Source organism: Bacillus sp. 0209A (assembly GCF_036765095.1).
Lineage (GTDB): Bacteria > Bacillota > Bacilli > Bacillales > Bacillaceae > Bacillus > Bacillus subtilis_G.
In genome coordinates this window covers 36,943-60,066 of the sequence record NZ_JBAIZV010000004.1, presented here as the reverse complement: position 1 = coordinate 60,066, position 23,124 = coordinate 36,943, and the positions used below count along the sequence as shown (strand labels likewise).

Genomic DNA, 23,124 nt, shown 5'->3' with positions numbered 1-23,124 from the left:
TATGTATGAAGGAGGGTGTTTGAATGAATATTCAAAGGGCGAAAGAAATTGTAGAATCTCCCGACATGAAGAAAGTAACATATAACGGAGTTCCTATTTACATTCAGCACGTGAATGAAGAAGACGGAACAGCGAGAATTTATCCGCTTGATGAACCGCAAGAGGAGCATGAAGTGCAGCTGACCAACTTAAAAGAGGATTAAACAAAAATGGCCCGCTTCATAAGCAGGCCATTTTGTTATCCGCGCGGCGCAAATAAAATGACACAGACGCCGAGGAGACAAATCAATGCGCCGACCCAGTCATACAGATCAGGTGTTTTCCGGTCGACAAGCCACCCCCACAGGACCGCAAGCACGATGAATACTCCGCCATAAGCGGCGTATACACGGCCGAAGGAAGGGAAGGACTGAAACGTTGGAAGAATGCCGTAGACAATCAGGATCAGCGCTCCGGCGATCCCGTAGCCGACTGGCTTTGCCTCTCTCAGCCACAGCCAAACCAAATACCCGCCGCCAATTTCGGCAAGCCCCGCCGCGAGAAATAAAAGAATGGTCATCAGCATCACGCGCACTCCTCAACTTGCTTTTCTCTTTCATTATAAAGGAGGAGTGCTGTTAAAGCTTCGGATGATCCTCAAATTCCTTCAAATAAGCGTTTCTCTGAATCTCCGTAAACTGGCTGATCCAGTTGCTTTTCGCCTCTTCATTCAGATGGGGGAGGATATAGCGTTCAACCGCTTCAAAAAACAGAGGGTTCGCGATAATGTTCCAGGTAGGGATGCGAACGGCCTTGCCATCTGTTTTCTCGATGATGATATCCTCAAAAAAGATCCCTTTCAAACTGTTATGATGCCGTCCCATATAAATCTGTTTGATTTCTGAAAAACGCGCACTGCGATTTCGCGAGAAAATCTCGCCATCAGGACCTGTCTTTACGCTGAAAATAATATTTCCCCGGCTTGTGAACGCCGGAAAAGCCATAAAAAATGTGATTAATCCATAAACAATCGCCATTAATCCTCCGCCCAAATAAAGCAGGGCATACTTAGATTCAAATGTGAGTGCTTCAGACACCAGCCACACTCCCGCAATAAAGGCGCCCCCTGTGGCGAGGAACAGCCAAGCTCTTAGAAACATCATGCTTTTTACTTCAATCAATGTACTGCTCCTAAAGCTTCGGATGATCCTCAAATTCCTTCAAATACGCGTTTCTCTGAATCTCCGTAAACTGGCTGATCCAGTTGCTTTTCGCCTCTTCATTCAGATGGGGGAGGATATAGCGTTCAACCGCTTCAAAAAACAGAGGGTTCGGAACAATGTTCCAAGTGGGAATGCGAATAGTTTTCCGGTCAACAGTCCGAATCATTACATCTTCCTGAAAAAGCCCTTTTAGGCTAGATTTATGCCGGCTCATCTCAATTTTCTTTATATCGATAAATTTCACAGACACTTTGTCAGTGAACAACTCTCCATCTTTTCCTGTTTTGATGAGGAAGATGGTATTTCCCCGCGGGGTGAACGCCGGAAAGAAGATGATAAATAAATATAAACAAAACAAGGTGAACAGAAAGCCGGCAGGAATGGCTAAAAGGTAATATTTCGTTTGAAAGGTAATACCCATATAAAAGAGCCACAAACATGCTAATCCCATACCGGCAGATCCGACAAAAGCCCATATTCTTAGGAACATTCTGCTTTTGACTTCAACAATTTCTTGGTTTTTCAATGCTTTTCTCCTTTTGTCCATTCAGATTCTTATTCACTTTTTGAAATGATTTGATTTACAACATCCTTATGAGCAGGGAGGACAGAAAATTCATTCTGGGTGATGCCTGTAACAAGCCAAGTATGACGGGTTCCGGGCAGAACAAATGCCATGTCAGCTACTTCAGGAGCGTTATCTTTGTCATACGCCAGGCGCATCAGTGTATCCATTTTCCCTTTTCGTAAAGCCAGATCATTTACAAATCGGGTAACGTCCTCTTGGTGGTCATGTTTTTCAAGGAATTCTTTTAGGTATGAAGGGTTGTCCGAAGCGCCCTCCAAGAGTTTTTCAAATTCATTTGATGTCAATGACACAATCGAGTCTCTTTTATCCTCTGTATCTATTATACGTAAAAACTCATCAGTCTTATCAATTAGTCCTTCACTTGATTCCATTTTTGTGATGCGATGCACTTGTTCGTCAAAAAGGAGTTCGTGAGAGTAGGTACCGAACTTTGATACATGGCAGGAAACATTCAGTTCGGCGCCTTGTCCGTCAAATTTAGAAAGCTTCACTGTATAGTCAGCGTCGTTTAATACATGGATAAACGGACAATACTCGTCCTTCAGCCGATATTGATGATTCCGATATTCCGCCGCATCCTTAGCTAAGAGTGAACGGCATGCAGCTTCAAATAAAGCGCCCAGCTGTTCATCTTCTATCTCCGGAAAATAGGCTTGCTTCAAGGCCATGCCTTGTTCAAAAAAACCTTCACTGTAAAAACAAAATAAAAGCTCTTCTATGCTGATTGTAAACTGCTTCATTGATTATTCTCCTATCCAAATGAAAATTTCCCTTTAAGGAAATGGGTTGCGCCATGTATAAGCGAATCCGCTGTTTTCTTTGCTTTTTCCATGCCTTTTTTCGCGCTGTCTATCCCTTTATGTATCGTTTCATTCGCAGCATCTATGCCGTCATTCACGGATTTGACGACTTTACCGGCCGATTCCAGCCCTTTTTTGGCTTTATCAACGACAGCATGAATGGGTTCCTTCAGCGTTAAGGCTGCTTTTTCTGCGAAACCGGCTGTATATTTGGCGATTTGTTCTCCGACGACTCCGCCAACATATGCACCGGCTGCCCCAAGAAGAACAGTACCCACAGGTCCTGCAAAGCTTCCGAGCGCACCGCCGATGACAGCGCCTGCTGTCGCTCCACCGGCAATAAATACGGTGTTATTCACAGCATTCCCGACAGCCTTGGCGTTTTCACGCTTGAGAACGTCCGGTTTGTCTTGGTATTTCGCGTAATTTTCAGCAATTTTCAAGCCTGCTCCGAACGTTTCAGTCGCTCCGGTGATCAGTGTGGCGGTAATGGCATTTCCTTTGGCGAACTTCAAGCCTGTTTTTCCGACATCCTTCAAAGTCGAGCGTACGCCGGCTTCATTAAGAAATCCTCTTGTGTAGCTTCTGACACTGTTTGAAAAATCCACCGTATCCTGAGGGAAGTACTTTGTAAACTTTTTATGTACCAAATCTGAAAATGGCCGGTTTGTCTTTTTAAACAAATATTTAGGATTCAAAAGCACTCTGGCGGCTTTTTGATAACGTGACCTGTCGACGGCTCCGGAAATATCCAAGAGAAGCTTGGAATGACGGGCGGTATGTAATCCGCTTGGCTGTTTTTCGAATTTCGTAAGCCCGAGCCCGTAGTATTTTCCCTGCGTCAGCATAAGAGCGGTTAAGCTTGTCATTGTCCCATATTTGTCATAAGCATGATAAAGCTTTCGTAACATATCATCCTGTTCAACAAATTTATCGCCCGTTTTCCTGATGAAAATGTCATTGTCACTCAGCTTGGTGACAAGCGCTTTTCCTGAACTCCACGCATCGCCGACTCCGGAAAAACAGCTGCTGTAGCGGGGATCGCATTGCAAAATCATCTGCCCCAGCTCCACATGCAGGTCCTTATATTTGTTTTCCATATCGGTTAATTCAGTGACAACATCATTTGCCAGCTGTTCGAGCTTATCCGGATCAACTGCAATGTTTCCTGACACACTGTTCACCCCCTGAGTTTATGTCTTTCCTCTCTGGCTTTACGTTCCATTTCTTCCATTCTGGCAATCTCTGCTTTTCGTTCTTCTATTTTGACGGCGGCTGCTTTAAGTTCTTGGCTTGTTTCAAGCAGTTCCAGTTCGAATTGATCGTAGGCCGCTTTCGTTTCCTCGAAATCCTGGTCGAACGAATCTCTTGCTTTCCCCTGCCAAGCATCCCCTAATGCAGATAACCGGGATTCAAGGAGCATTTTGGAGCTTCTGACCTCTTCCGCGGCCGCACTGTACTTGTTTGCCAGCTCAATGACTTTATATGAGTCCAACTTTTGTCCCCTGCCTTTCCTAAAATCACGCACAAATGGATGTTTTCTATAAATGATTATAAATAATTCGGCATGTATCCGAATCGTACAAAAGAACCTTTTCATAAGAACTGGAAGGGTGTATATTCACTTAAATTTCACAGTTGGTGAGACTTTAAGATTACAAAAAAGGTAAAAAAACCAAATCTATCAGACGCAAGGTAAATGAGAAATTTCCCGCTCTATGAGAAAAAACACTAAAGTTGATTAAATGATCTAAGTGGCCCAAACGTGTTACGGGACGGGCTCTCCCATGGTATAAATAAAAATGTAAACGTTATCAAGGAGGTCGTCATATGAAGAAAAAATCATTCTCAATCGTAATAGCGGGCGGAGGAAGCACATTTACTCCCGGGATTGTTCTGATGCTCTTGGACCATTTGGAGGAGTTTCCGATCAGAAAGCTCAAGCTGTATGATAATGATAAGGAAAGACAGGATCGCATTGCGGGCGCCTGTGATGTTTTTGTTAGAGAAAAAGCGCCGGACATTGAATTTACAGCGACAACTGACCCGGAAGAAGCTTTTACAGATGTCGATTTTGTCATGGCGCACATTAGGGTAGGGAAATACGCGATGCGTGCGCTCGATGAGCAAATTCCGCTGAAGTACGGAGTTGTCGGCCAGGAGACGTGCGGGCCGGGCGGTATCGCATACGGCATGCGTTCGATCGGCGGCGTGCTTGAAATAGTAGATTACATGGAAACATACTCGCCTGATGCATGGATGCTTAATTACTCCAACCCGGCGGCGATTGTAGCCGAAGCTACGAGACGCCTCAGACCGAATTCGAAAATTCTTAATATCTGTGATATGCCGGTCGGAATCGAAGACCGGATGGCGCACATTCTCGGCCTGTCCTCAAGAAAAGACATGAAGGTCCGCTATTACGGTTTAAATCATTTCGGCTGGTGGACATCGATTCATGATCAAGAGGGCAACGATTTAATGCCGAAGCTGAAGGAGCATGTATCTCAATACGGGTATATTCCGAAGACGGATGCTGAAGCTGTAGAGGCGAGCTGGAATGATACGTTCGCCAAAGCGCGTGACGTACAGGCCGCAGATCCTGACACACTGCCGAATACGTATTTGCAATATTATTTGTTCCCGGAAGATATGGTGAAAAAATCAAATCCGAATCATACGCGGGCAAACGAAGTGATGGAAGGGCGCGAAGCCTTCATTTTCAGTCAATGTGACATGATCACACGCGAGCAGTCCTCGGAAAACAGCGAAATCAAAATAGATGATCACGCATCATATATCGTTGATCTGGCCCGGGCAATTGCCTACAACACAGGTGAAAGAATGCTGTTGATCGTTGAAAACAACGGCGCGATTGCGAACTTTGACCCGACTGCGATGGTCGAGGTGCCATGTATCGTCGGCTCTAATGGGCCTGAACCGATCACAGTCGGCACCATTCCGCAATTCCAAAAGGGGCTGATGGAGCAACAGGTATCGGTTGAAAAACTAACTGTTGAAGCGTGGGCAGAGAAATCGTTCCAAAAGCTCTGGCAAGCGCTGATTCTGTCAAAAACAGTGCCGAACACGCGTGTGGCAAGGCTCATTCTCGAGGATTTAATAGAGGCCAACAAAGACTATTGGCCACAGCTTGATCAAAGCCCAATCCGCATTTCATAACTGAAATTCCCCCATTTTTGAATCTGTAATTGTATATAATAGAAAGAAAATGGGGGAATCTGATATGCAGCTCGAAGAACTGATTAATCAGCACTATAACAAATTAAATGACAACGATTTTCATATTTTAAAATATATATTGAATCACAAGCACACGTGCTATCACCTGGGAATCGACGCCATGGCCAAAGCCTGCAGCGTATCGCGTTCCTCGATTTTGCGGCTTGCCCAAAAGCTCGGTTTCAGCGGCTACAGTGAATTTCGCGTTTTTTTAAAGTGGGAAGATCAGCCGGAAGAAGGCGAGAATATGAGTTTTCAAAAGCTGCTTGACGATATTGAATCAAATCTGAAGTTCTTGAGGACAAAGGACATGACGGAGATGTGCCAGCTGATTGATGAAGCAGACCGCATTTTCGTGTACGGATCAGGAAATGCGCAAAAGATCTGCGCTCGTGATCTGCAAAGAATGTTTATTCCGCGCCATCGGTATCTCATTTTGATTGAAGACAGAAATGAATTTAATCTGATGCGGGACGATTTTAAAGTAAACGATCTGTTTATCATCATTTCTCTTTCCGGAGAAACACCGGAGCTGATTCCTCAGGCAAAAATGCTTTCTGCAAAGGGTATTCCTTTTATTTCCATTACGAATTTAAAAAACAATGTCCTCGCCCAGCTGACTCCGCACAATCTTTATGCGACAAGCAAACCTGTGACATTAAGCGATAAAACGGAAATTGTCGCTTTTGCACCTTTTTTTCTCGTTGGCGAAGCATTGTTCCGCGCATATGTTGATTACAAAGAGGCAGAAAAAAATGACATTGAGTAACAGGGGGTTTCTGGTATGATGCAAAAAATTCAGCGCTTTGGAAGCGCGATGTTTGTGCCTGTTCTATTATTCGCGTTCTCCGGCATCATCGTAGGGGTTAGTACGCTATTTAAAAATCAAACCCTCATGGGTCCGCTCGCCGATCCAGACGGGTTGTGGTACCAGTGCTGGTATATCATTGAGCAGGGCGGCTGGACAGTATTTAATCAAATGCCGCTCTTATTCGCCATCGGAATCCCGGTTGCTTTGGCGAAGAAAGCTCAGGCTCGCGCTTGTTTGGAAGCGCTTACGGTTTACTTGACATTCAATTACTTTGTGAGCTCAATCTTGACGGTATGGGGAGGCGCATTTGGCGTCGACATGAACCAAGAGGCCGGCGGAACGAGTGGGTTAACGATGATCGCGGGCATCAAAACGCTTGATACCAACATTATCGGGGCCATCTTTATTTCTTCGATTGTCGTCTATTTGCATAATCGTTATTTCGATAAAAAACTGCCCGATTTTCTCGGCATCTTTCAAGGCTCAACGTATATTGTGATGATTTCCTTCTTCATTATGATCCCGATTGCCTTGGCCGTGTCTTATATTTGGCCGATGGTTCAGACGGGAATCGGCTCGCTGCAAAGCTTCCTGGTTGCTTCGGGGGCGGTGGGCGTTTGGATTTATACGTTTTTGGAACGGATTTTGATTCCGACCGGGCTTCATCACTTTATTTACACGCCGTTTATTTACGGGCCTGCTGTAGCGGAAGGCGGGATCGTCACGTATTGGGCACAGCATCTCGGTGAATATTCGCAAAGTGCCAAATCGCTGAAGGAGCTTTTCCCGCAAGGCGGCTTCGCGCTCCACGGCAACTCGAAAATCTTCGGCATTCCGGGGATCGCCCTGGCGTTTTATGCCACAGCCAGCAAGGAAAAGAAAAAACTCGTCGCAGGACTGCTGATTCCTGTTACGCTGACGGCGATTGTCGCCGGTATTACAGAGCCGATTGAGTTCACTTTCTTATTCATTTCTCCTTTCTTATTTGCGGTTCACGCCGTGCTTGCGGCATCAATGTCGACCGTCATGTATTTGGCTGGTGTCGTCGGAAACATGGGAGGCGGGCTGATCGAAGCGGCTACCTTGAACTGGATTCCGCTCTTTGGCAGCCACGGTATGACGTATGTGTATCAAATTTTGATCGGGCTCTCTTTTACAGCTATTTATTTTTTCGTCTTCCGATTTTTAATCCTCAAATTCAATATCGCCACACCAGGACGGGAAAAGGATGACCAGCAGGAAACAAAGCTGTATTCGAAACAAGAATACAAAGACAGAAAAAACAAGAGGGACGAAACGGCCGCCGCTGCTGAAACGGCAGATGACACCGCTTTTCTGTATGTTGAAGCGCTGGGCGGAAAAGACAACATCACAGAAGTCACAAACTGCGCCACCCGCCTCAGAGTCAGTGTCAAGGATGAAACAAAGGTTGAATCCGACAGCGTATTCCGCGCGCTTGGCGCACACGGGGTCGTCAGGAATGGGAAAGCGTTTCAGGTGATTATCGGATTGAGCGTTCCGCAGATGCGGGAGCGTGTGGAAAAAATATTGAATCAATAAAGCCAGCCCTCCTTTTCGGGAGGGTTTTCGTTTGCCGTCAAAAAGACCATCATAGTAAAGTAAAGAAAGAGACAATCGAGTAAAAAGGGGTTTGGAGGCTTTTACATGCAAAAGGCTTTATCATTTTTAAAACCACATTCATTCCTGGTGGGAATTGCCCTGGTTCTCATGCTGACGGAGCTTGCGGTTGAACTGGTGCAGCCTCTATTGATCGCAAAAATCATCGACGATGGGATATTGAAGCAAGATCTCCGGCATGTGTGGACATGGGGCGCGGTCATGATTGGACTGACCGTGTTATCATTTGCGGGGGGAATGCTGAATTCCTTTTATGCCGCCCATGTCAGCCAAAGCTTTTCCTATGATACGAGAAAAGGGCTTTTTCAAAAAATCCAGTCCTTCTCCTATTCGACATTTGGACAGTTTTCGTCCTCTTCTTATATCACAAGGCTGACAAACGATGTCACACAGGTTCAAAATATGATTTTTATGAGTTTGCGGTTTATGCTGCGGGCTCCGTTAATGATTGCAGGCGGCATTGTGCTGTCGCTGGCCGTTAATGTGAAGCTCGGCTTTTTTCTGCTTGTGACCATTCCGATCTTGATCTTGTTTTTGCTATGGGTATTAAAGAAAGGCGGGGCGCTGTTCCGCTCAGTGCAGAAACGGCTGGATCAGGTGAACACCGTCATGCAGGAAAACTTAACCGCAATCAAGCTGATCAAAGCGCTGCTTCGCGGCAGCCACGAGGTCAAAAGATTTATCAAAGCCAACACAAGGCTGATGGAAAAAACAGTTTCAGCATTTCAGCTTGTGGAATTCACGATGCCTGTGCTGATGCTGCTGATGAACCTCTGCATTCTTTTGATTTTGTGGGCAGGGGCCCACAGTATCACGAGCGGAAGCACTCAGGTCGGTGATGTTGTCGCGATTATTAACTACGCAACACGAATTACGGGCGCGCTTTCGATGTTTCCGTTTTTGATTATGATTTTCACCCGGGCTAAAGCTTCTGGAGATAGAATCGGCGAGGTGCTTGAAACGGAGGGCGACGAAGGAGAGGAAGGGATCATAACTGATCGTTTGTCGGGACGGATTGTGTTTCAGCATGTATCCTTCCGTTATCCTGACATGGACAGAGAAGCGCTGCGAGATGTTTCATTTTCCGTAAATCCAAGGGAAACAATCGCGATTCTCGGTGCGACGGGAGCGGGCAAATCCACGCTCTTTCAGCTCATTCCGCGGCTTTATCAGCCGGATTCAGGCAGCATTTACATAGATGAAAAGCCGATTCGTGATGTTCCGGCCGAGGGGCTTCGCAAGCAAATTGGATATGTACCGCAGGAAGTGCTCCTGTTTTCCGGCACAATCAAAGAAAATATCGCTTGGGGCAAAGAAAATGCTTCACTTGATGAAATAATGGAAGCGGCCAAACATGCGCAGATTCATGAAACGATTATGAAGCTCCCGAATGGATATGACACTGTATTGGGACAAAGAGGCGTCAACCTGTCCGGCGGCCAGAAGCAGCGGATTTCCATTGCGCGGGCGCTGATCCGAAAGCCGGCCATCCTTCTTTTAGATGACAGCACAAGCGCACTCGACCTGCAAACGGAGGCAAAGCTGCTTGAGGCGATCAGCACCTATGAGTGCACAACTTTGATCATTACGCAAAAAATGACCACGGCGATGAAAGCTGATGAGATTTTGCTGCTTGAGGATGGCGAACTGATTGAAAAAGGCACGCACAGTGAGCTGCTTTCTGAATCTCAGTTATACAAGCGCATTTACGAGTCGCAATTCGGAAGGGAGGGGAGTGAGTCGTGCTAAAAGACATCCGCAAGCCTTTCCAATATCCTAAACTGCCAATCGACAAAAAAGAAAGCGCGAAAAAGCGGACGAAAGCAAAGGATGCAAAAGGCACACTGAAGCGAATCTGGTTTTACTTGGCTGAACGAAAAGGACTGCTCATCCTTGTCATGCTGATGGTTGTCATCAGCGCGATATTCGGGCTCCTCGGCCCCTTTGTGATCGGAAAGGCCATCGACCATTTCATTGTCGGGCGAACGGTAAGCGGACTGGTTCCCGTTTTGCTTCTTCTGCTTGTCATTTATGTAATTCAGTCCCTGTCACTCTGGTTTCAAAACTATTGGATGATTACGATTTCCCAAGGCACTGTTTTCAGAATGAGAAGCGAGTTGTTTACCCATCTGCATGAGCTGCCGATTCCGTTTTTTGATAAACAGCGGCACGGCGAGCTGATGAGCCGGGTGACAAATGACATCGAAAATGTCAGCTCGACCTTAAACACGTCAGTCATTCAAATATTGTCAAGCGTCATCACCTTTGTCGGGACGGTTGCGGTCATGCTGTACTTGAGCCCGCTCCTTACAGTGATTACCCTGACCATCATTCCGGTGATGGCTGTGAGCCTGAAATGGATCACCAACCGGACGGGAAAGCTGTTTAAAGAACAGCAGAAAAACCTTGGTGAGCTGAATGGATATATTGAGGAATCCGTTTCCGGCGCAAAGGTCATCAAAGCCTATTCGCGTGAAAAGCAAATCACAGCCGAATTTCTCGAAAAAAACGCCGCACTCAAGACGTCGGGCTTCTGGGCACAGACGATTTCCGGGTTTATCCCGAAAGTCATGAACTCTTTGAATAACCTAAGCTTTACGATGATTGCGGCAATCGGCGGTCTGTTCGCGCTGAAAGGCTGGATCTCGATCGGCTCCATCGTCGTCTTTGCCGAGTATTCAAGGCAATTCACACGCCCTTTAAACGATCTGGCTAACCAGTTTAATACAATGCTGTCCGCCATTGCCGGTGCTGAACGGGTGTTTGACGTGCTTGATGAAAAAGAAGAGCGCGAGGATGAAAAGAACGCCGTTCATCAGCCGTTCCAAACAGGCAGTATTGAATTCCGGGATGTGTCCTTCGGTTACGATGAAGGGCAGCAGACACTGCAGCATTTACAGTTTACCGTGCCTGCCGGACAGTCCATCGCGTTTGTCGGCCCGACGGGAGCGGGGAAAACAACCGTCACGAACCTGCTCGCCCGTTTTTACGAACCTAATGAGGGAAGGATTTTAATCGACCGTACAGATATTAAAACCCTTACTAGAGCAAGCCTTAGGAAAAACATGGGGTTTGTGCTTCAGGATTCGTTCTTGTTTCAGGGAACGATCAGAGAAAATATTCGCTACGGCAGGCTCGATGCTTCTGATCAGGAAGTCGAAGCCGCTGCAAAAACAGCGAACGCCCATAGCTTTATTGAAAGGCTGCCAAAAGGATACGAAACCGTGTTGACGCAAAACGGATCAGGCATCAGCCAAGGACAAAAACAATTGATTTCTATAGCGAGGGCGGTGCTTGCCGACCCGGTTCTTCTCATATTGGATGAAGCGACAAGCAACATTGATACCGTAACAGAAGTCAACATTCAAGAAGCGCTCGCCCGTTTAATGGAGGGGAGAACAAGCGTCATCATTGCCCACAGGCTGAATACCATTCAAAGAGCGGATCAGATTGTGGTGCTAAAAGACGGCGAAATGATTGAAAAAGGCAGCCATAGCGAGCTGCTTCGGCAAAAAGGATTTTACAGTGACTTATATGAAAGCCAATTTGAGAAATAGACCTTTGTCCTGCACAAAGGTCTTTTTTGTTACAGTTTTATAGTTCTTTTATTTCATTTTTGTAAAATGTAACGAAATTACTTGACGTAAATAAGTTATGTATATATACTAACTTACATTAAGTAACTGATAACATTTATCAAGGAGGATAAAATGAATAAATCATTTGAAATTGGCACATTACTTTTAAGAGTTATGACAGGTATTATCTTTTTTGTTCACGGTTTATCAAAGTTTCAGGGAATGGAGGGCACCATCCAATTTTTCGGCAGCATAGGCCTTCCAAGCTTTATGGCGTATGTCATCGCAGCAATTGAACTCGTTGGCGGCGTGCTCGTCTTCTTCGGATTGGCTACACGTATTGTCGGTGTTCTGTTTGCGCTCACGCTGATCGGAGCCATCATCACAGTCAAGCTGAAAGCGCCTTTCATGGGCAATGCAGAATTTGATTACCTTCTGCTTTTGACATCCATCCACCTGGCGCTTTCAGGAAGCCGTTTCTTGGCACTGGATCCATTTGTGTTTAAAGGAAAAAAGAGCGAAAACGTAGCAGCATAAGAAAAGAGGCATTCAGCATGACCAGCATTCATGATGATACAAATATTGGCTATGTCAAACTCACAATCCGCAGTCTCGAGCGTTCTCTTCAGTTCTACTGTACCGTCATCGGCTTTCAAGTCTTACAAAAGACGGATCGGCAAGCTGAATTAACGGCTGATGGAAAACGAGTACTGCTTATTCTTGAAGAAAATCCGAGCGCCGTCGTCTTGCCTGAACGGTCTGTTACGGGCCTATATCACTTTGCAATTCTTCTTCCGAACAGAAAAGAACTTGGTATCGCGCTTGCCCGGCTGATTGAATATAGCATTGCGATCGGACAAGGGGATCATGCAGTCAGCGAAGCACTCTACCTGTCTGATCCTGATGGGAACGGCATTGAAATGTACGCTGACCGCCCCCGCAGCACGTGGCAGCGTGATCGTGAAGGAAACTACGTCATGAGGACAGCCGCTGTTGACATCGAAGGTCTATTGGAAGAAGCCGGAGATGAGCGGAAAACAGCGCTTCCGGACGATACCATCATCGGACACATTCATTTGCATGTCAGTGATTTGAACGAAGCAAAAGCGTTTTATACAGATGTGCTGGGCTTTGATATTGTCGGAAACTATGCTGGCATGTCCGCCCTCTTCGTTTCAGCAGGAGGCTACCACCATCATATCGGCTTAAACATTTGGGCGGGAAGAAACGCGCCGCCTAAACCGACAAATGCCAGTGGATTAGACGATTACACTGTTGTCTTGCCTCATCAAGAGGAACTGGATCGAGTGGCAGACCGAGTCAAACATGCCGGATATTCGATCGAAGAAACGGAAAACAGCTTCCGTGTGAAAGATCCTGTTTCCGGCGTCCAAATTATGTTTGTTAGTTAACTGTAATCTCCTTGCCGAAAAAACGGCAGGGGGATTTTTTGATTTCCAGAAACTCCTGTCAAAAATACCTTGAGGCAGGTATGATAAGAAGGGAATTGGGTAACGGGAGTGATGAGCGTGAAGGCTCTGTTTTTGACGAGAATGTTCACCCTGATGGTGAGCTGTTTGATGTATCTGTCCATTGTGAAAGAGAATAACTGGTTTGAATATGCATTTATATCAGCAGGTGCTGCCGTGTATGCAGCCAATCATTTATTACAGAAGCCAGAGACAAATGCCGTTTGGTTTTGTTTAATTGATATCGCGGTCGGCTTTTCGTTCGGATTTATCTTTCCCGGCACAGGTTTATTCATTATCATGCTCTGTCCGGTTGCAGTCGCCTTTTTTCTGTGCGGGTTTCATAAAAGAATCGCTTGGTCTGTCTTATGTCTATGCTCTATTTTGTTTTTGATCGTCCTCATCCGTACATATTTGATGTTCGGCAATGAATCTGTCATCGATCATTTGTCGAGCATGACATTCGTCGTCTTCTGCGGAGTCGTCGGCAAATTAATCCGCAAGCTGCTGGATGCGCAGGAAACGGCAAAACAGCAGTATCAGGAATTGACGGAATCCCATCTGGCGCTGTCTGCTGCGCACCAGGAGCTGCATTTATATGCGAAGCAGGTTGAAGAGCTGACTGCCATTTACGAGCGGAACAGAATGGCAAGGGAAATCCATGATACAGTGGGGCATAAAATGACGGCGCTGCTCGTCCAGCTGCAGCTTCTGCGTGAATGGCAAAAAAGAGACGGCCAAAAAGCTGAGGAGACGGTCGGGGTATGTGAAACGCTTGCCCGTGAAGCGCTTGATGATGTCCGCTTATCAGTGCGCACTCTGCAAACGGAAAATGCTCCTTCGGTCATCGATTCACTAAAACAGCTGACAGAAGACTTTTACAAAAATGCGGGCGTCACAACCGAATTTGAGGTCAGCGGTGATCCGGCGACGATCCCGCTGTCTCTTCATCCGACTCTGGTCAGGACGGTGCAGGAAGCTCTCACCAATGCCAAACGGCATGGCGGCGCCACAGCCTGTTCGATCCAGCTTGCCTGCACCACAGACAGCATCAGCCTTGTCATTAAGGATGACGGAAAAGGAAATCCCGAGGCGGTACTCGGCTTTGGCCTTTTGAATATGAAAAAACGGACAGCGGAGCATGGCGGAATGATCCGCTTTGAGAGCGAACGGGATCAAGGATTTACTGTAATCGCGGAATTTTCACTTGCCAATAAAAAATGGAGTTTCGGGCCCGCGCAGCAAAAGGAGAGTTTATCATGATTAAGATCATCATTACCGACGATCAGGATATCGTCAGAGAAGGCCTGGCATCGCTGCTTCAGCTTAGAGAAGAGCTTGAGGTGATCGCAACAGCGCGAAACGGGCAGGAAGCCTTCGAAAAGGCGAAAGAATTTGAGCCGGATATTGTGTTAATGGACATCCGAATGCCGGTGTCCAACGGAGTTGAAGGGACAAAACTGATTACAAGCTCGCTGCCCGGCGTAAAGGTTTTGATGCTGACAACCTTCAAGGATTCAGAGCTGATTGCAGAAGCGCTAGAAGAAGGAGCGAGCGGGTACCTGCTGAAGGACATGTCAGCCGATACGATTGTCAAAGCGGTGATGACCGTTCAATCTGGCGGAATGGTGCTTCCCCCGGAACTGACTGCCCAGATGCTGAATGAATGGAAGCGCGAAAAACAGCTGAAAGGAATAAACGAGACAGATAAACCTAAGGAGTTGCTCGACCTGACCGAGCGCGAATTGGAAGTTCTGGCTGAGCTGGGGTACGGGCTGAATAACAAAGAAATTGCCGAAAAGCTGTACATTACAGAAGGCACAGTGAAAAATCACGTGTCGAACATTATCAGCAAGCTATCTGTCAGAGACAGAACCCAGGCCGCTATCTATTCGGTCAGACATGGTGTATCTGACTTTTGACATATGACATTCAGCATATGCGTTTCTCTGAAAAGGCCTGCAATAGGCCTTTTTTTCATGCCTTACATTCTATCTGCCGCTACATGCCGCACGCCTTGCTTTTTTCTACAATGACAATGGGTATAAAAAAGGAGTGAAACGACGTGCTGCAAGCAGAAAACATCAAAAAGGCCTATGGAAAAAAAATAATCGTGAAAGGCATCTCTTTTTCCCTCCAAAAAGGGGAGTCGTTCGGGCTGCTCGGGCCGAACGGTGCGGGGAAGTCCACAACCATCTCGATGATTTCCGGCCTCATACCGCATGACAGCGGGAATATCACAGTGGGCGGCTATATAATTGGCAAAGAAACCACCAAAGCGAAACAAAAAATCGGCGTTGTGCCGCAGGAAATTGCTTTATATCCGACGCTGACGGCCCATGAGAATCTTATGTTTTGGGGGAAAATGTACGGACTAACGCACGGCGAGGCTAAAAAAAGGTCGGCAGAGGTCCTTGATTATGTCGGCCTGACTGAGCGGGCCAAAGATAAAATTGAAACATTCTCAGGCGGAATGAAACGGAGAATCAACATCGGTGCCGCCTTAATGCACAAGCCTGAGCTGCTGATCATGGATGAACCGACTGTCGGCATCGATCCTCAATCGAGAAATCATATTTTAGAAACGGTGAAACAGCTCAATGAAACGGGCATGACGGTGATCTATACGAGTCATTACATGGAAGAGGTCGAGTATTTATGCGACCGGATCGGCATTATTGATCAGGGAGAAATGATTGCGATCGGCACAAAAAGCGATTTATGCACCCGCCTTGGAGGCGATACCATCATTCAGCTCACTGTCAGCGGGCTCGATGAAGCATTTCTTTTTGCGATCCGTTCTCTGGCCCATGTGAATGATGTGACCGTACATGAGTCAGGACTCAAAATTGACATTTCTGCGGCCCGCCATGAGAAAGTCGTCACCGGTCTGCTTGCGGAGGCCGCTGCCCATCATATCAACCTGCTGTCTCTTCAAGTGCAGGAACCAAATCTGGAGCGCCTGTTTCTGAATCTGACCGGCCGCACGTTGCGGGATTAGGAGGAACGGCTATGAAAAAAAGCATGTGGATCGCATGGAAAGATCTCAAAATCAGAATCACGGACAGAAAAGGGTTTATGATGCTGATCTTAATGCCGCTGATCTTGACCTGTATTTTAGGGGCGGCGCTCGGATCGGTTGTTGACGGAGGCAATCAGATTGAAGACATCAAAGTCGGCTATGTCCAATCAGACCAGTCAGATGCAGCGAACATGTTTAAAACAGATGTGCTCAAAAAAATGAAGTCGATAAAGGTCACACAAGCCGGCAGCGAAAACGGGATGAAGAAACTGCTTGAAGAAAAGAAAATTGATGTCGGCATCGTCATCCCGAACGATTGGGAAGCCGGCAAAACTTCAGCTTTTGTTTATGCTGATCCTGATCAAACATTAAAAAGCTCCGTCATCGATACAGCCGCCGCATCTTTCATAGACCAATATAAAGCGGTAAAAGAAGCCGCATCAGCCTCAATGGACTACGTCAGTGAAACAGCAGCTGTCAAACAAGGAAAACTTGAACCTTCACAGCTTGCCGAAAAGCTGGTAAAGACGCTTGAAAAAGAAACGGGTGACAAGATTACTATTAAGGAACAATCAGTCGGCAGCAAGGCTGTTACCAGTTTTCAATACTATTCGGCGGCCATGCTTTGCATGTTTATGCTGTTTCATATGACAGTCGGGGCGAAATCATTTTTACAAGAAAAGGATACGGAAACGCTTGCCAGAATGCTGATGACGCCTGCGCAAACATACGCCATCCTCTTCGGAAAATGGCTCGGAACCTATCTGTTTGCCATCATACAATTTTTTATATTTCTGATTGTCACGATCAATGTATTTGGTGTGGATTGGGGCGGCAACCTGCTGTTTGTGAGTGTGCTCGGGCTTTCATACGCTGCCGCTGTATCCGGCATTTCAATGCTGCTTGCATCGTGTATCAGCGACATGAAATCGGCCGATGTGATAGGCGGCTTCGGCATTCAATTGCTTGCGGTTCTTGGCGGGTCCATGCTGCCGCTGTACCAATTTCCGGACTTCTTACAGTCTGTATCCAAAGCGGTGCCGAATCGATGGGCGCTTGACGGCTTTCTTTCTTTAATGGAAGGGGGAGGCTGGGCTGACCTTCAAAAGCCTGTGCTTCTTTTTGCGGCGATCGGCCTTTGTTCACTCGTGCTAGGTATCAGACGGCTTCATACAAGATAAGGAGGTACACCGAGATGAAAAAAATCATAGCCATTTGCGGTATTGAGCTTTCTCTTATTTTCAAGAAGCGGCAGAACTATTTGATGATGTTCGCTGCCCCGCTTTTGCTGACCTTTGTATTTGGAGGGATGCTCGGCAGCAGTGATGACAAGCTGCGCCTTGCGATCGTTGATCAGGACGACACGATTCTTTCGCAGCATTATATTCGGCAGCTGAAGGCACACGATGATATGTATACATTCGATAACATGTCTGAAAACAAAGCGTCAGAAAAGCTGAAACAAAAGAAGATTGCCGGGATCATCACCATTTCCCGCTCGTTCCAGGCACAGCTGGAAAAAGGAAAACATCCTGAGCTAATTTTCCGCCATGGCCCAGAACTGTCGGAAGCGCCGATGGCCAAACAATATGCGGAAAGCACATTGGCAAAACTCAATATTCAGGTTACCGCGGCGAAAACGGCAGCTCAGGCAGCGGGGGAGAACTGGAAGGCGGCGTATAAGACAGTTATCGCCAAAGATCATGAAGATGCGGCACCAGCCGTCAAACGAAAGACGCTCAGCGATAAAAAAGAAGGTGCGGGCGGAAGTGACACAGCCTCCAGAGCAGCCGGCTTTTCTATTTTGTTTGTCATGCTGACCATGATGGGGGCGGCGGGAACCATTTTAGAAGCAAGAAAAAACGGCGTCTGGTCCAGATTGCTTACAGCCTCTGTCAGCCGGGCGGAAATCGGTGCGGGGTATGTGCTGTCCTTCTTCGTCATTGGCTGGATTCAATTCGGCATCTTGCTTCTCGCTACCCATTGGCTGTTTGGCATCAGCTGGGGCAATCCGGCTGCGGTGATTGTGTTAGTGTCGCTTTTCCTGCTGACCGTTGTCGGCATCGGGTTGGCCATTGCGGCCAATGTCAGAACGCCGGAACAGCAGCTTGCGTTCGGCAACTTGTTCGTCATCGCAACGTGTATGGTAAGCGGAATGTATTGGCCGATAGACATTGAGCCGAAATTGATGCAGTCCGTTGCTGAATTTCTTCCGCAAAAGTGGGCGATGAGCGGGCTGACTGAGATTATCGCTAACGGTGCACACGTCACAGATATTCTCGGGATCTGCGGCATCTTGCTTGCTTTTGCGGCGGTTACCTTCGCAGCGGGGCTGAAAGCGCTCCGATCCTAAAAAACATCTGCCTTCGGGGCAGATGTTTTTTTAGGATCATTTTGCTTTTTCTGTAAGCTTCAGTCTCTGTTCCAAATGTTGTTTCACGGACGGCCAGTCACTGTCGATAATGCTGTAAAACACCGAATTACGGAATGTTCCGTCTTTTCTAATCATTTGGTTTCGCAATATGCCTTCTTTGACTGCTCCCAGCCGTTCAATCGCCTTTTGCGATCTGACATTCCGCTCATCTGTTTTAAACTGCACCCGAATCGTTTTGAGCTGTTCAAAGCAATACTGTAACAGCAAATACTTGCATTCTGTGTTGACCGAGGTGCCCCACACTGAAGGGTGCAGCCATGTCCAGCCGATCTCAAGGCTCCTTGAAGCGGATGACATATACAGAAATCGCGTCGTGCCGACGATTTTGCCAGTTTCACGATGAATCATCACGAATGGAAATTCTGCTCCGGACGCTTTCATTTGCAGCGCTTCCTCTATAAAATCCTCCATATCATGCAGTGTTGTAATCGTTTTCGGTAAATGAGCCCAGATGGTTTCATCATTTGCAGCTTCATATAAACCTTGAATATGGCTTTTGTCCATCGGCACCACCCGGATCAGTTCCCCTGTTAATTCACGCAATGTCACATTCATCGTTCGTCCCCCCGCATAAAGTATGGGAGTAGCCTGAAGGCTGCTCCCGCTAATCCTCATCTATCATCGCTAAAATCGATTCCAGCCAAGAAACGTAATTTTTCTCCCGCTCCAGCGCTTTCGTCAGCACGAGATAGTGGCCGAAGTCCGGTGAAGTAAACGACATCGTCTCCGCTGAAACCATAAGATTTTTATAGCTTTCCTGCAAATCAGACAGCTTGGCTTTGTGTTTTCGCAGCTGGTCTGTGAACAAATCAGAAGCCTCCTGCCGCGACAGGGAAGAAATGAAATAAGCCTTCAGCATAAATTCATCCTTCACCGTCTCCGGTATCGGCTGATGGCGGATCAGCCACTCATGCAGCTCCTGCTTTCCGCTGTCTGTCAGGGTGTACATCTTTTTCTCCAGCTTCGTGCCTTGAATCGTTGTGCGGAACGTGATAAACCCTTCATCCGTCAGCTTTTTGAGCTCAGGATAAATCTGGCTGTGCTTGGCGCTCCAAAATTGGCCGAGCTCCTCTTTAAAATAACTCGTAATATCATAGCCGCTCAATTCGCCTTTTCGCAAAAGCCCTAATATGGCGTATTTTAATACTCTCATGCTATCCTCCGTGTCTATGGCTGTTTCATAAAAAAGATGAGCCAGCGCTCATCTTTTTTGTTTAACTCCATACAAAATAAATTGAATCGTCCGCTCTTTTTCAAGCTCTTCATCCATTTCTTCTCCCATCAGCAAAAATCGAGTAATGATAAGTCCGATGATAGAAGAGATCGTCGTGCGGATGATGGTATCCGCCGGAAGGTCCCGCAGTTCGCCGGTGCTTTGGAAATGCTCGATAATGTGCTTGAACTTATCGTATACGTGTTCATTGAAGACCTGCTTATACACATTTCTGAATTCTTCCTGATAGAAGGCTTCCTGAATAAAAATCTTCAACACGGGGAAGTGCTTTTTAACAAATTCAAAGCGGTTGTTCAGCATTTCCCGAATGAACACCTCATAAGACGGATAATCCTGCTCAAACACTTCTTTGCTGAAGTTTTTGGCAAAAGCGGGAGCAACGACCTTTGTTACCGTCGGCATTACAATTGACAACAGCAAATCCTTTTTCGTCTTATAATGCCTGAAAATCGTCCCTTCAGCAACGCCGGCTTTTTTTGCTATTTCGCTTGTGGATGTTGAGGCAAAACCTTTTTCGGCAAACATTTCAATAGCCGCATTCAGAATGAGCCGCTGTTTTTCGCTCATTTTCATTTGTTCGCCTTCTATATACAATAATTCTTCAAGAGATTTCGCATCCATTGTTCGTACTCCTTCTGAAAGCCTGTTCCCTTTATTATAGAAAAGGCGGACAGGGAACACAACCAATCCCGCTGTTAATTTGAGATAAACGGTGTTTTTTGTGAAAAGGAATGACCCTCAATCTGCTGAACCAAAAAGGCAGCAATATCTGAATTGGTAATCCTCATTCCGGGTGAATTGAGGAAATCAACTTTTACAGCGCCTTGAGCCTGAGCTTCTGTTACAAAAGGAAGGCGGACAAGCGTCCAGTCCAATCCGCTGTCTATTACTATATGAAGCTCTTTCTTTTTGTCGGCGATCATTTGCGGATAGAGGAGGCGAAAGAGAAGCGCGCCTATTCTATAAACCAATGATTTTCGGTCGCCTTCGATATCTAACGAAGCGCCGGTCACACCGATATATCTGTCTATGTTGTATTCTTCCATGACAGTAAGGATGAGTTCTGTCACTGTACTGTATAACGGGACAGCTCTCTCAGGCTGTCCAAACGTATTGATGACGGCGCTGCATCCTTCCAGCAGCGTGCGGATGCTTTGGGGATGCTGGGCATCTCCGCGAATGACTTCTATTCTTTCATCAAGATGGGGATGCCGCTCCGGGTGCCGGACGAGCATGCGGACTTGATAGCCTTTTTCAAGAGCCTGACCGGCAATAAAGCGGCCGGCTTTACCCGTTCCGCCGATAATAGCGATTTTTTCACTTCGATTTGTCAATCAGAGAACACCTCTTTTACAGTCTTCGATATTTTTTCAAAATGAGAATGTTTAATAATGCGAATAAAATGGTGAAGCCCGCCAGTATAAGCAAATCAGACGTAATATGTGAGACGCCTTGACCTTTCATCATAATCAGCTGTAAGGCGTCGGCCCCGTAGTACAGGGGCATCACCAGCTGCAATGACTGTAGCCAGCTTGCCAGACTGTCCATCGGGAATAGGCCTGAGAAAAACACCTGCGGCACGATGACGAGCGGAACAAATTGAATCAGCTGAAGTTCGTTATTGGCAAACGCGGATAAAAATGTGCCAAGTGTTAGTGCTGTCAAAGAAAGCATGACCGTTACGAGCAAAACAAGCCAGAACGATCCATCCTGGTACAATCCGAGGATTTGAACAGCATACCAAGTGATCAACAAAGATTGGAGGGTTGTAAACAATCCAAACCCTAATCCATAGCCGGCCACAATTTCCCAGCGGCGCAGAGGCGTTGAGAGAATCCGGTCAAGCGTGCCGTTCGTCCGTTCTCTTAAAAAAGAAATACCAGCGATTAAAAAGACAAAGAAGAAAATAAATAAGCCGATCAATGTCGGACCGGTATAATCAAACGTGCTCAAATCCTCTTTGCCGTACGCATAAGAGATCTCTGCCGGCTGTTTTTGCTGATTGCCTTCAGCTGTGATGATCTGAAGCAATTGTTCATTCTTAGATTGGCTGCCATCAAGTGTTACTTTCATATGCTGATCCGTGAATGAAATAAACGCGTCCATCTGGTCATCATCTATATGCTGTTTTGCATCGGCGTTTGAAAATTCCGTCACTTTGATGTCTTTTGTCTCCAGCTGCTGTGTCATTTCGTCCGGCAGATGATACCCTCCGACATGAAATGAGTCCTCCTTATGATCAAGGATGAGGTGAACCAAAGTCAAGACCAAAAGCGGAGCCAGCAGCATCAAAAGAAGTGTTCGTTTATCCCGGTAAAATTGCAGAATGATTTTTACAGCAAGTACAGCTACTCTCATGTTGGGTTTCCTCCTGAAAGAAGAAAAACATCTTCAATAGATGCTGCTTCGTATTTGTTCATCAGTTCGTTAGGCGAACCGCTGTCAATCATCTTACCATCCCTGATCAGCCCAAGCCGGTCGCATTTTTCAGCCTCGTCCATAACATGTGTCGTCACAACAATGGCGGCTCCGTTTTCTTTCAGGCGGCCGAGTTCCTCCCAGATCGCCCGGCGCAAAACGGGGTCAATCCCGACCGTCGGTTCATCAAGAGCGAAAACGTCCGGCTCGTGAACGAGTGTTATCGCAAGGGACAGCCTTCTTTTCATCCCTCCAGAAAAAGCATTCACTTTCTTGTCGGCATGTTCAGTCAAGTCGACCAAGTGAAGAACCTGATTCATCCGCTCGCGCTTTCGTTTTCCCCTCATTCCAAACAGTCCGGCAAAAAATGAAAGATTTTCCTTTGCGGTCAAATCTTCATAAAGCGCGTCAGACTGGCCCATATAACCGATACGGTGAAACATGTTCAAATTCGGCATCGGCGTTTCGCACACAGCAACTGTACCTGTTGATGGCTTCAGCATCCCGATCATCATTTTAATCAGCGTCGTTTTTCCTGATCCGGAGGGGCCCAGCAATCCAAAGATTTCGCCCTGTTTCACAGAAAAGGTGAGAGGCTCTAAAACTGTTTTGGTGCTGAATCGTTTGCTGACATCCCGCAATTCTATGATGTCCATATTAATCTGACCTCCTTATTTTTAAAAGTGAGT

At 46.6% G+C, this 23,124-nt stretch carries 25 protein-coding genes; 13 read left to right on the top strand and 12 right to left on the bottom strand.

Going from position 1 to position 23,124, the window contains the following annotated elements; all coding sequences use genetic code 11:
- Positions 1 to 23 precede the first annotated feature (23 nt).
- The gene (locus tag V6D44_RS15570) at positions 24 to 203 is read left to right on the top strand and encodes a small acid-soluble spore protein H (protein ID WP_087992576.1); all 180 of its coding nucleotides are present in this window, start codon (positions 24 to 26) and stop codon (positions 201 to 203) included.
- Between the two features lie 35 nt (positions 204 to 238).
- Here the strand turns inward: V6D44_RS15570 and V6D44_RS15565 are convergent, their stop codons facing one another.
- The 6 genes from V6D44_RS15565 to V6D44_RS15540 are packed head-to-tail and all read right to left on the bottom strand — an operon-like array spanning position 239 to position 4,086.
- Positions 239 to 568 carry a YnfA family protein gene (locus V6D44_RS15565; protein ID WP_087992577.1) on the bottom strand — a complete coding sequence of 110 codons (330 nt, stop codon included), beginning with the start codon at positions 566 to 568 and terminating at the stop codon, positions 239 to 241.
- Positions 569 to 617: 49 nt separating this feature from the next.
- Positions 618 to 1,160, bottom strand: coding sequence for a YfjD family protein (locus V6D44_RS15560; RefSeq protein WP_301272155.1), 543 nt, complete (start codon positions 1,158 to 1,160; stop codon positions 618 to 620).
- A 10-nt stretch (positions 1,161 to 1,170) separates the two neighbouring features.
- A complete protein-coding gene (locus tag V6D44_RS15555; RefSeq protein ID WP_333516699.1) occupies positions 1,171 to 1,728 on the bottom strand; it encodes a YfjD family protein in 558 nt (185 codons plus the stop codon).
- 29 nt (positions 1,729 to 1,757) lie between these two features.
- Positions 1,758 to 2,531 (bottom strand): hypothetical protein, encoded by a 774-nt coding sequence (locus V6D44_RS15550; RefSeq protein ID WP_087992579.1) that lies wholly within the window; start codon positions 2,529 to 2,531, stop codon positions 1,758 to 1,760.
- Between the two features lie 11 nt (positions 2,532 to 2,542).
- Positions 2,543 to 3,766: a hypothetical protein gene (locus V6D44_RS15545; RefSeq protein WP_202328278.1), complete on the bottom strand. Its 1,224-nt coding sequence runs from the start codon at positions 3,764 to 3,766 to the stop codon at positions 2,543 to 2,545.
- 5 nt (positions 3,767 to 3,771) lie between these two features.
- The gene (locus V6D44_RS15540) at positions 3,772 to 4,086 is read right to left on the bottom strand and encodes a WXG100 family type VII secretion target (protein WP_087992581.1); all 315 of its coding nucleotides are present in this window, start codon (positions 4,084 to 4,086) and stop codon (positions 3,772 to 3,774) included.
- Positions 4,087 to 4,421: 335 nt separating this feature from the next.
- Here V6D44_RS15540 and glvA point away from each other — a divergent pair, with 335 nt between their 5' ends.
- The 12 genes from glvA to V6D44_RS15480 all read left to right on the top strand — a co-directional run bounded on the left by glvA (position 4,422) and on the right by V6D44_RS15480 (position 18,702).
- Positions 4,422 to 5,771 (top strand): maltose-6'-phosphate glucosidase, encoded by a 1,350-nt coding sequence (gene glvA / locus V6D44_RS15535; RefSeq protein ID WP_333516698.1) that lies wholly within the window; start codon positions 4,422 to 4,424, stop codon positions 5,769 to 5,771.
- A 64-nt stretch (positions 5,772 to 5,835) separates the two neighbouring features.
- Positions 5,836 to 6,600 (top strand): MurR/RpiR family transcriptional regulator GlvR, encoded by a 765-nt coding sequence (glvR, locus tag V6D44_RS15530; protein WP_333516697.1) that lies wholly within the window; start codon positions 5,836 to 5,838, stop codon positions 6,598 to 6,600.
- A 15-nt stretch (positions 6,601 to 6,615) separates the two neighbouring features.
- Positions 6,616 to 8,202, top strand: a complete 1,587-nt coding sequence (malP, locus tag V6D44_RS15525; protein ID WP_333516696.1) for a PTS maltose transporter subunit IIBC — start codon at positions 6,616 to 6,618, stop codon at positions 8,200 to 8,202.
- 105 nt (positions 8,203 to 8,307) lie between these two features.
- A complete protein-coding gene (locus V6D44_RS15520) occupies positions 8,308 to 10,029 on the top strand; it encodes an ABC transporter ATP-binding protein (RefSeq protein ID WP_333516695.1) in 1,722 nt (573 codons plus the stop codon).
- Positions 10,023 to 11,837, top strand: coding sequence for an ABC transporter ATP-binding protein (locus V6D44_RS15515; RefSeq protein WP_087992586.1), 1,815 nt, complete (start codon positions 10,023 to 10,025; stop codon positions 11,835 to 11,837). The genes V6D44_RS15520 and V6D44_RS15515 overlap by 7 nt, the downstream gene beginning before the upstream one ends.
- 153 nt (positions 11,838 to 11,990) lie before the next feature.
- The gene (gene catD / locus V6D44_RS15510; protein WP_148963640.1) at positions 11,991 to 12,395 is read left to right on the top strand and encodes a DoxX family oxidoreductase CatD; all 405 of its coding nucleotides are present in this window, start codon (positions 11,991 to 11,993) and stop codon (positions 12,393 to 12,395) included.
- A gap of 17 nt (positions 12,396 to 12,412) precedes the next feature.
- Positions 12,413 to 13,270, top strand: a complete 858-nt coding sequence (locus tag V6D44_RS15505) for a VOC family protein (RefSeq protein WP_333516694.1) — start codon at positions 12,413 to 12,415, stop codon at positions 13,268 to 13,270.
- Positions 13,271 to 13,387: 117 nt separating this feature from the next.
- The gene (locus V6D44_RS15500) at positions 13,388 to 14,590 is read left to right on the top strand and encodes a sensor histidine kinase (protein WP_333516693.1); all 1,203 of its coding nucleotides are present in this window, start codon (positions 13,388 to 13,390) and stop codon (positions 14,588 to 14,590) included.
- On the top strand, positions 14,587 to 15,249 hold the full coding sequence (lnrK, locus tag V6D44_RS15495) for a two-component system response regulator LnrK (protein WP_148963643.1): 663 nt from the start codon (positions 14,587 to 14,589) through the stop codon (positions 15,247 to 15,249). Before V6D44_RS15500 ends, lnrK begins: the two co-directional genes overlap by 4 nt.
- Positions 15,250 to 15,392: 143 nt before the next feature.
- Complete coding sequence (locus tag V6D44_RS15490) at positions 15,393 to 16,328, top strand: ABC transporter ATP-binding protein (protein WP_333516692.1); 936 nt, start codon at positions 15,393 to 15,395, stop codon at positions 16,326 to 16,328.
- 11 nt (positions 16,329 to 16,339) lie between these two features.
- Entirely contained in the window at positions 16,340 to 17,530 is a 1,191-nt protein-coding gene (locus tag V6D44_RS15485; RefSeq protein WP_333516691.1) for an ABC transporter permease, read from the top strand.
- Between the two features lie 14 nt (positions 17,531 to 17,544).
- Complete coding sequence (locus V6D44_RS15480) at positions 17,545 to 18,702, top strand: ABC transporter permease (RefSeq protein WP_333516690.1); 1,158 nt, start codon at positions 17,545 to 17,547, stop codon at positions 18,700 to 18,702.
- A gap of 36 nt (positions 18,703 to 18,738) precedes the next feature.
- Here the strand turns inward: V6D44_RS15480 and V6D44_RS15475 are convergent, their stop codons facing one another.
- From V6D44_RS15475 to V6D44_RS15450, 6 genes are all read right to left on the bottom strand, one after another.
- Positions 18,739 to 19,338: a GNAT family N-acetyltransferase gene (locus tag V6D44_RS15475; protein WP_202328269.1), complete on the bottom strand. Its 600-nt coding sequence runs from the start codon at positions 19,336 to 19,338 to the stop codon at positions 18,739 to 18,741.
- Positions 19,339 to 19,387: 49 nt separating this feature from the next.
- Positions 19,388 to 19,936, bottom strand: coding sequence for a PadR family transcriptional regulator (locus tag V6D44_RS15470; RefSeq protein ID WP_333516689.1), 549 nt, complete (start codon positions 19,934 to 19,936; stop codon positions 19,388 to 19,390).
- A gap of 48 nt (positions 19,937 to 19,984) precedes the next feature.
- A complete protein-coding gene (locus tag V6D44_RS15465; protein ID WP_087992595.1) occupies positions 19,985 to 20,638 on the bottom strand; it encodes a TetR/AcrR family transcriptional regulator in 654 nt (217 codons plus the stop codon).
- 74 nt (positions 20,639 to 20,712) lie between these two features.
- On the bottom strand, positions 20,713 to 21,351 hold the full coding sequence (locus tag V6D44_RS15460) for an NAD(P)-dependent oxidoreductase (RefSeq protein WP_087992596.1): 639 nt from the start codon (positions 21,349 to 21,351) through the stop codon (positions 20,713 to 20,715).
- 16 nt (positions 21,352 to 21,367) lie between these two features.
- A complete protein-coding gene (locus tag V6D44_RS15455; protein ID WP_289346715.1) occupies positions 21,368 to 22,375 on the bottom strand; it encodes an ABC transporter permease in 1,008 nt (335 codons plus the stop codon).
- Positions 22,372 to 23,091, bottom strand: coding sequence for an ABC transporter ATP-binding protein (locus V6D44_RS15450; protein ID WP_333516688.1), 720 nt, complete (start codon positions 23,089 to 23,091; stop codon positions 22,372 to 22,374). Before V6D44_RS15450 ends, V6D44_RS15455 begins: the two co-directional genes overlap by 4 nt.
- Between the last annotated feature and the right edge of the window lie 33 nt (positions 23,092 to 23,124).

What these genes read in the sequence shown, in the direction of transcription:
- V6D44_RS15570 (WP_087992576.1), top strand. Translation starts at nt 24, where the DNA reads ATGAATATTCAAAGGGCGAAAGAAATTGTAGAATCTCCCGACATGAAG.
- V6D44_RS15550 (WP_087992579.1), bottom strand. Translation starts at nt 2,531, where the DNA reads ATGAAGCAGTTTACAATCAGCATAGAAGAGCTTTTATTTTGTTTTTAC.
- glvA (WP_333516698.1), top strand. Translation starts at nt 4,422, where the DNA reads ATGAAGAAAAAATCATTCTCAATCGTAATAGCGGGCGGAGGAAGCACA.
- glvR (WP_333516697.1), top strand. Translation starts at nt 5,836, where the DNA reads ATGCAGCTCGAAGAACTGATTAATCAGCACTATAACAAATTAAATGAC.
- malP (WP_333516696.1), top strand. Translation starts at nt 6,616, where the DNA reads ATGATGCAAAAAATTCAGCGCTTTGGAAGCGCGATGTTTGTGCCTGTT.
- V6D44_RS15520 (WP_333516695.1), top strand. Translation starts at nt 8,308, where the DNA reads ATGCAAAAGGCTTTATCATTTTTAAAACCACATTCATTCCTGGTGGGA.
- catD (WP_148963640.1), top strand. Translation starts at nt 11,991, where the DNA reads ATGAATAAATCATTTGAAATTGGCACATTACTTTTAAGAGTTATGACA.
- V6D44_RS15505 (WP_333516694.1), top strand. Translation starts at nt 12,413, where the DNA reads ATGACCAGCATTCATGATGATACAAATATTGGCTATGTCAAACTCACA.
- lnrK (WP_148963643.1), top strand. Translation starts at nt 14,587, where the DNA reads ATGATTAAGATCATCATTACCGACGATCAGGATATCGTCAGAGAAGGC.
- V6D44_RS15485 (WP_333516691.1), top strand. Translation starts at nt 16,340, where the DNA reads ATGAAAAAAAGCATGTGGATCGCATGGAAAGATCTCAAAATCAGAATC.
- V6D44_RS15480 (WP_333516690.1), top strand. Translation starts at nt 17,545, where the DNA reads ATGAAAAAAATCATAGCCATTTGCGGTATTGAGCTTTCTCTTATTTTC.
- V6D44_RS15475 (WP_202328269.1), bottom strand. Translation starts at nt 19,338, where the DNA reads ATGAATGTGACATTGCGTGAATTAACAGGGGAACTGATCCGGGTGGTG.
- V6D44_RS15470 (WP_333516689.1), bottom strand. Translation starts at nt 19,936, where the DNA reads ATGAGAGTATTAAAATACGCCATATTAGGGCTTTTGCGAAAAGGCGAA.
- V6D44_RS15465 (WP_087992595.1), bottom strand. Translation starts at nt 20,638, where the DNA reads ATGGATGCGAAATCTCTTGAAGAATTATTGTATATAGAAGGCGAACAA.
- V6D44_RS15455 (WP_289346715.1), bottom strand. Translation starts at nt 22,375, where the DNA reads ATGAGAGTAGCTGTACTTGCTGTAAAAATCATTCTGCAATTTTACCGG.
- V6D44_RS15450 (WP_333516688.1), bottom strand. Translation starts at nt 23,091, where the DNA reads ATGGACATCATAGAATTGCGGGATGTCAGCAAACGATTCAGCACCAAA.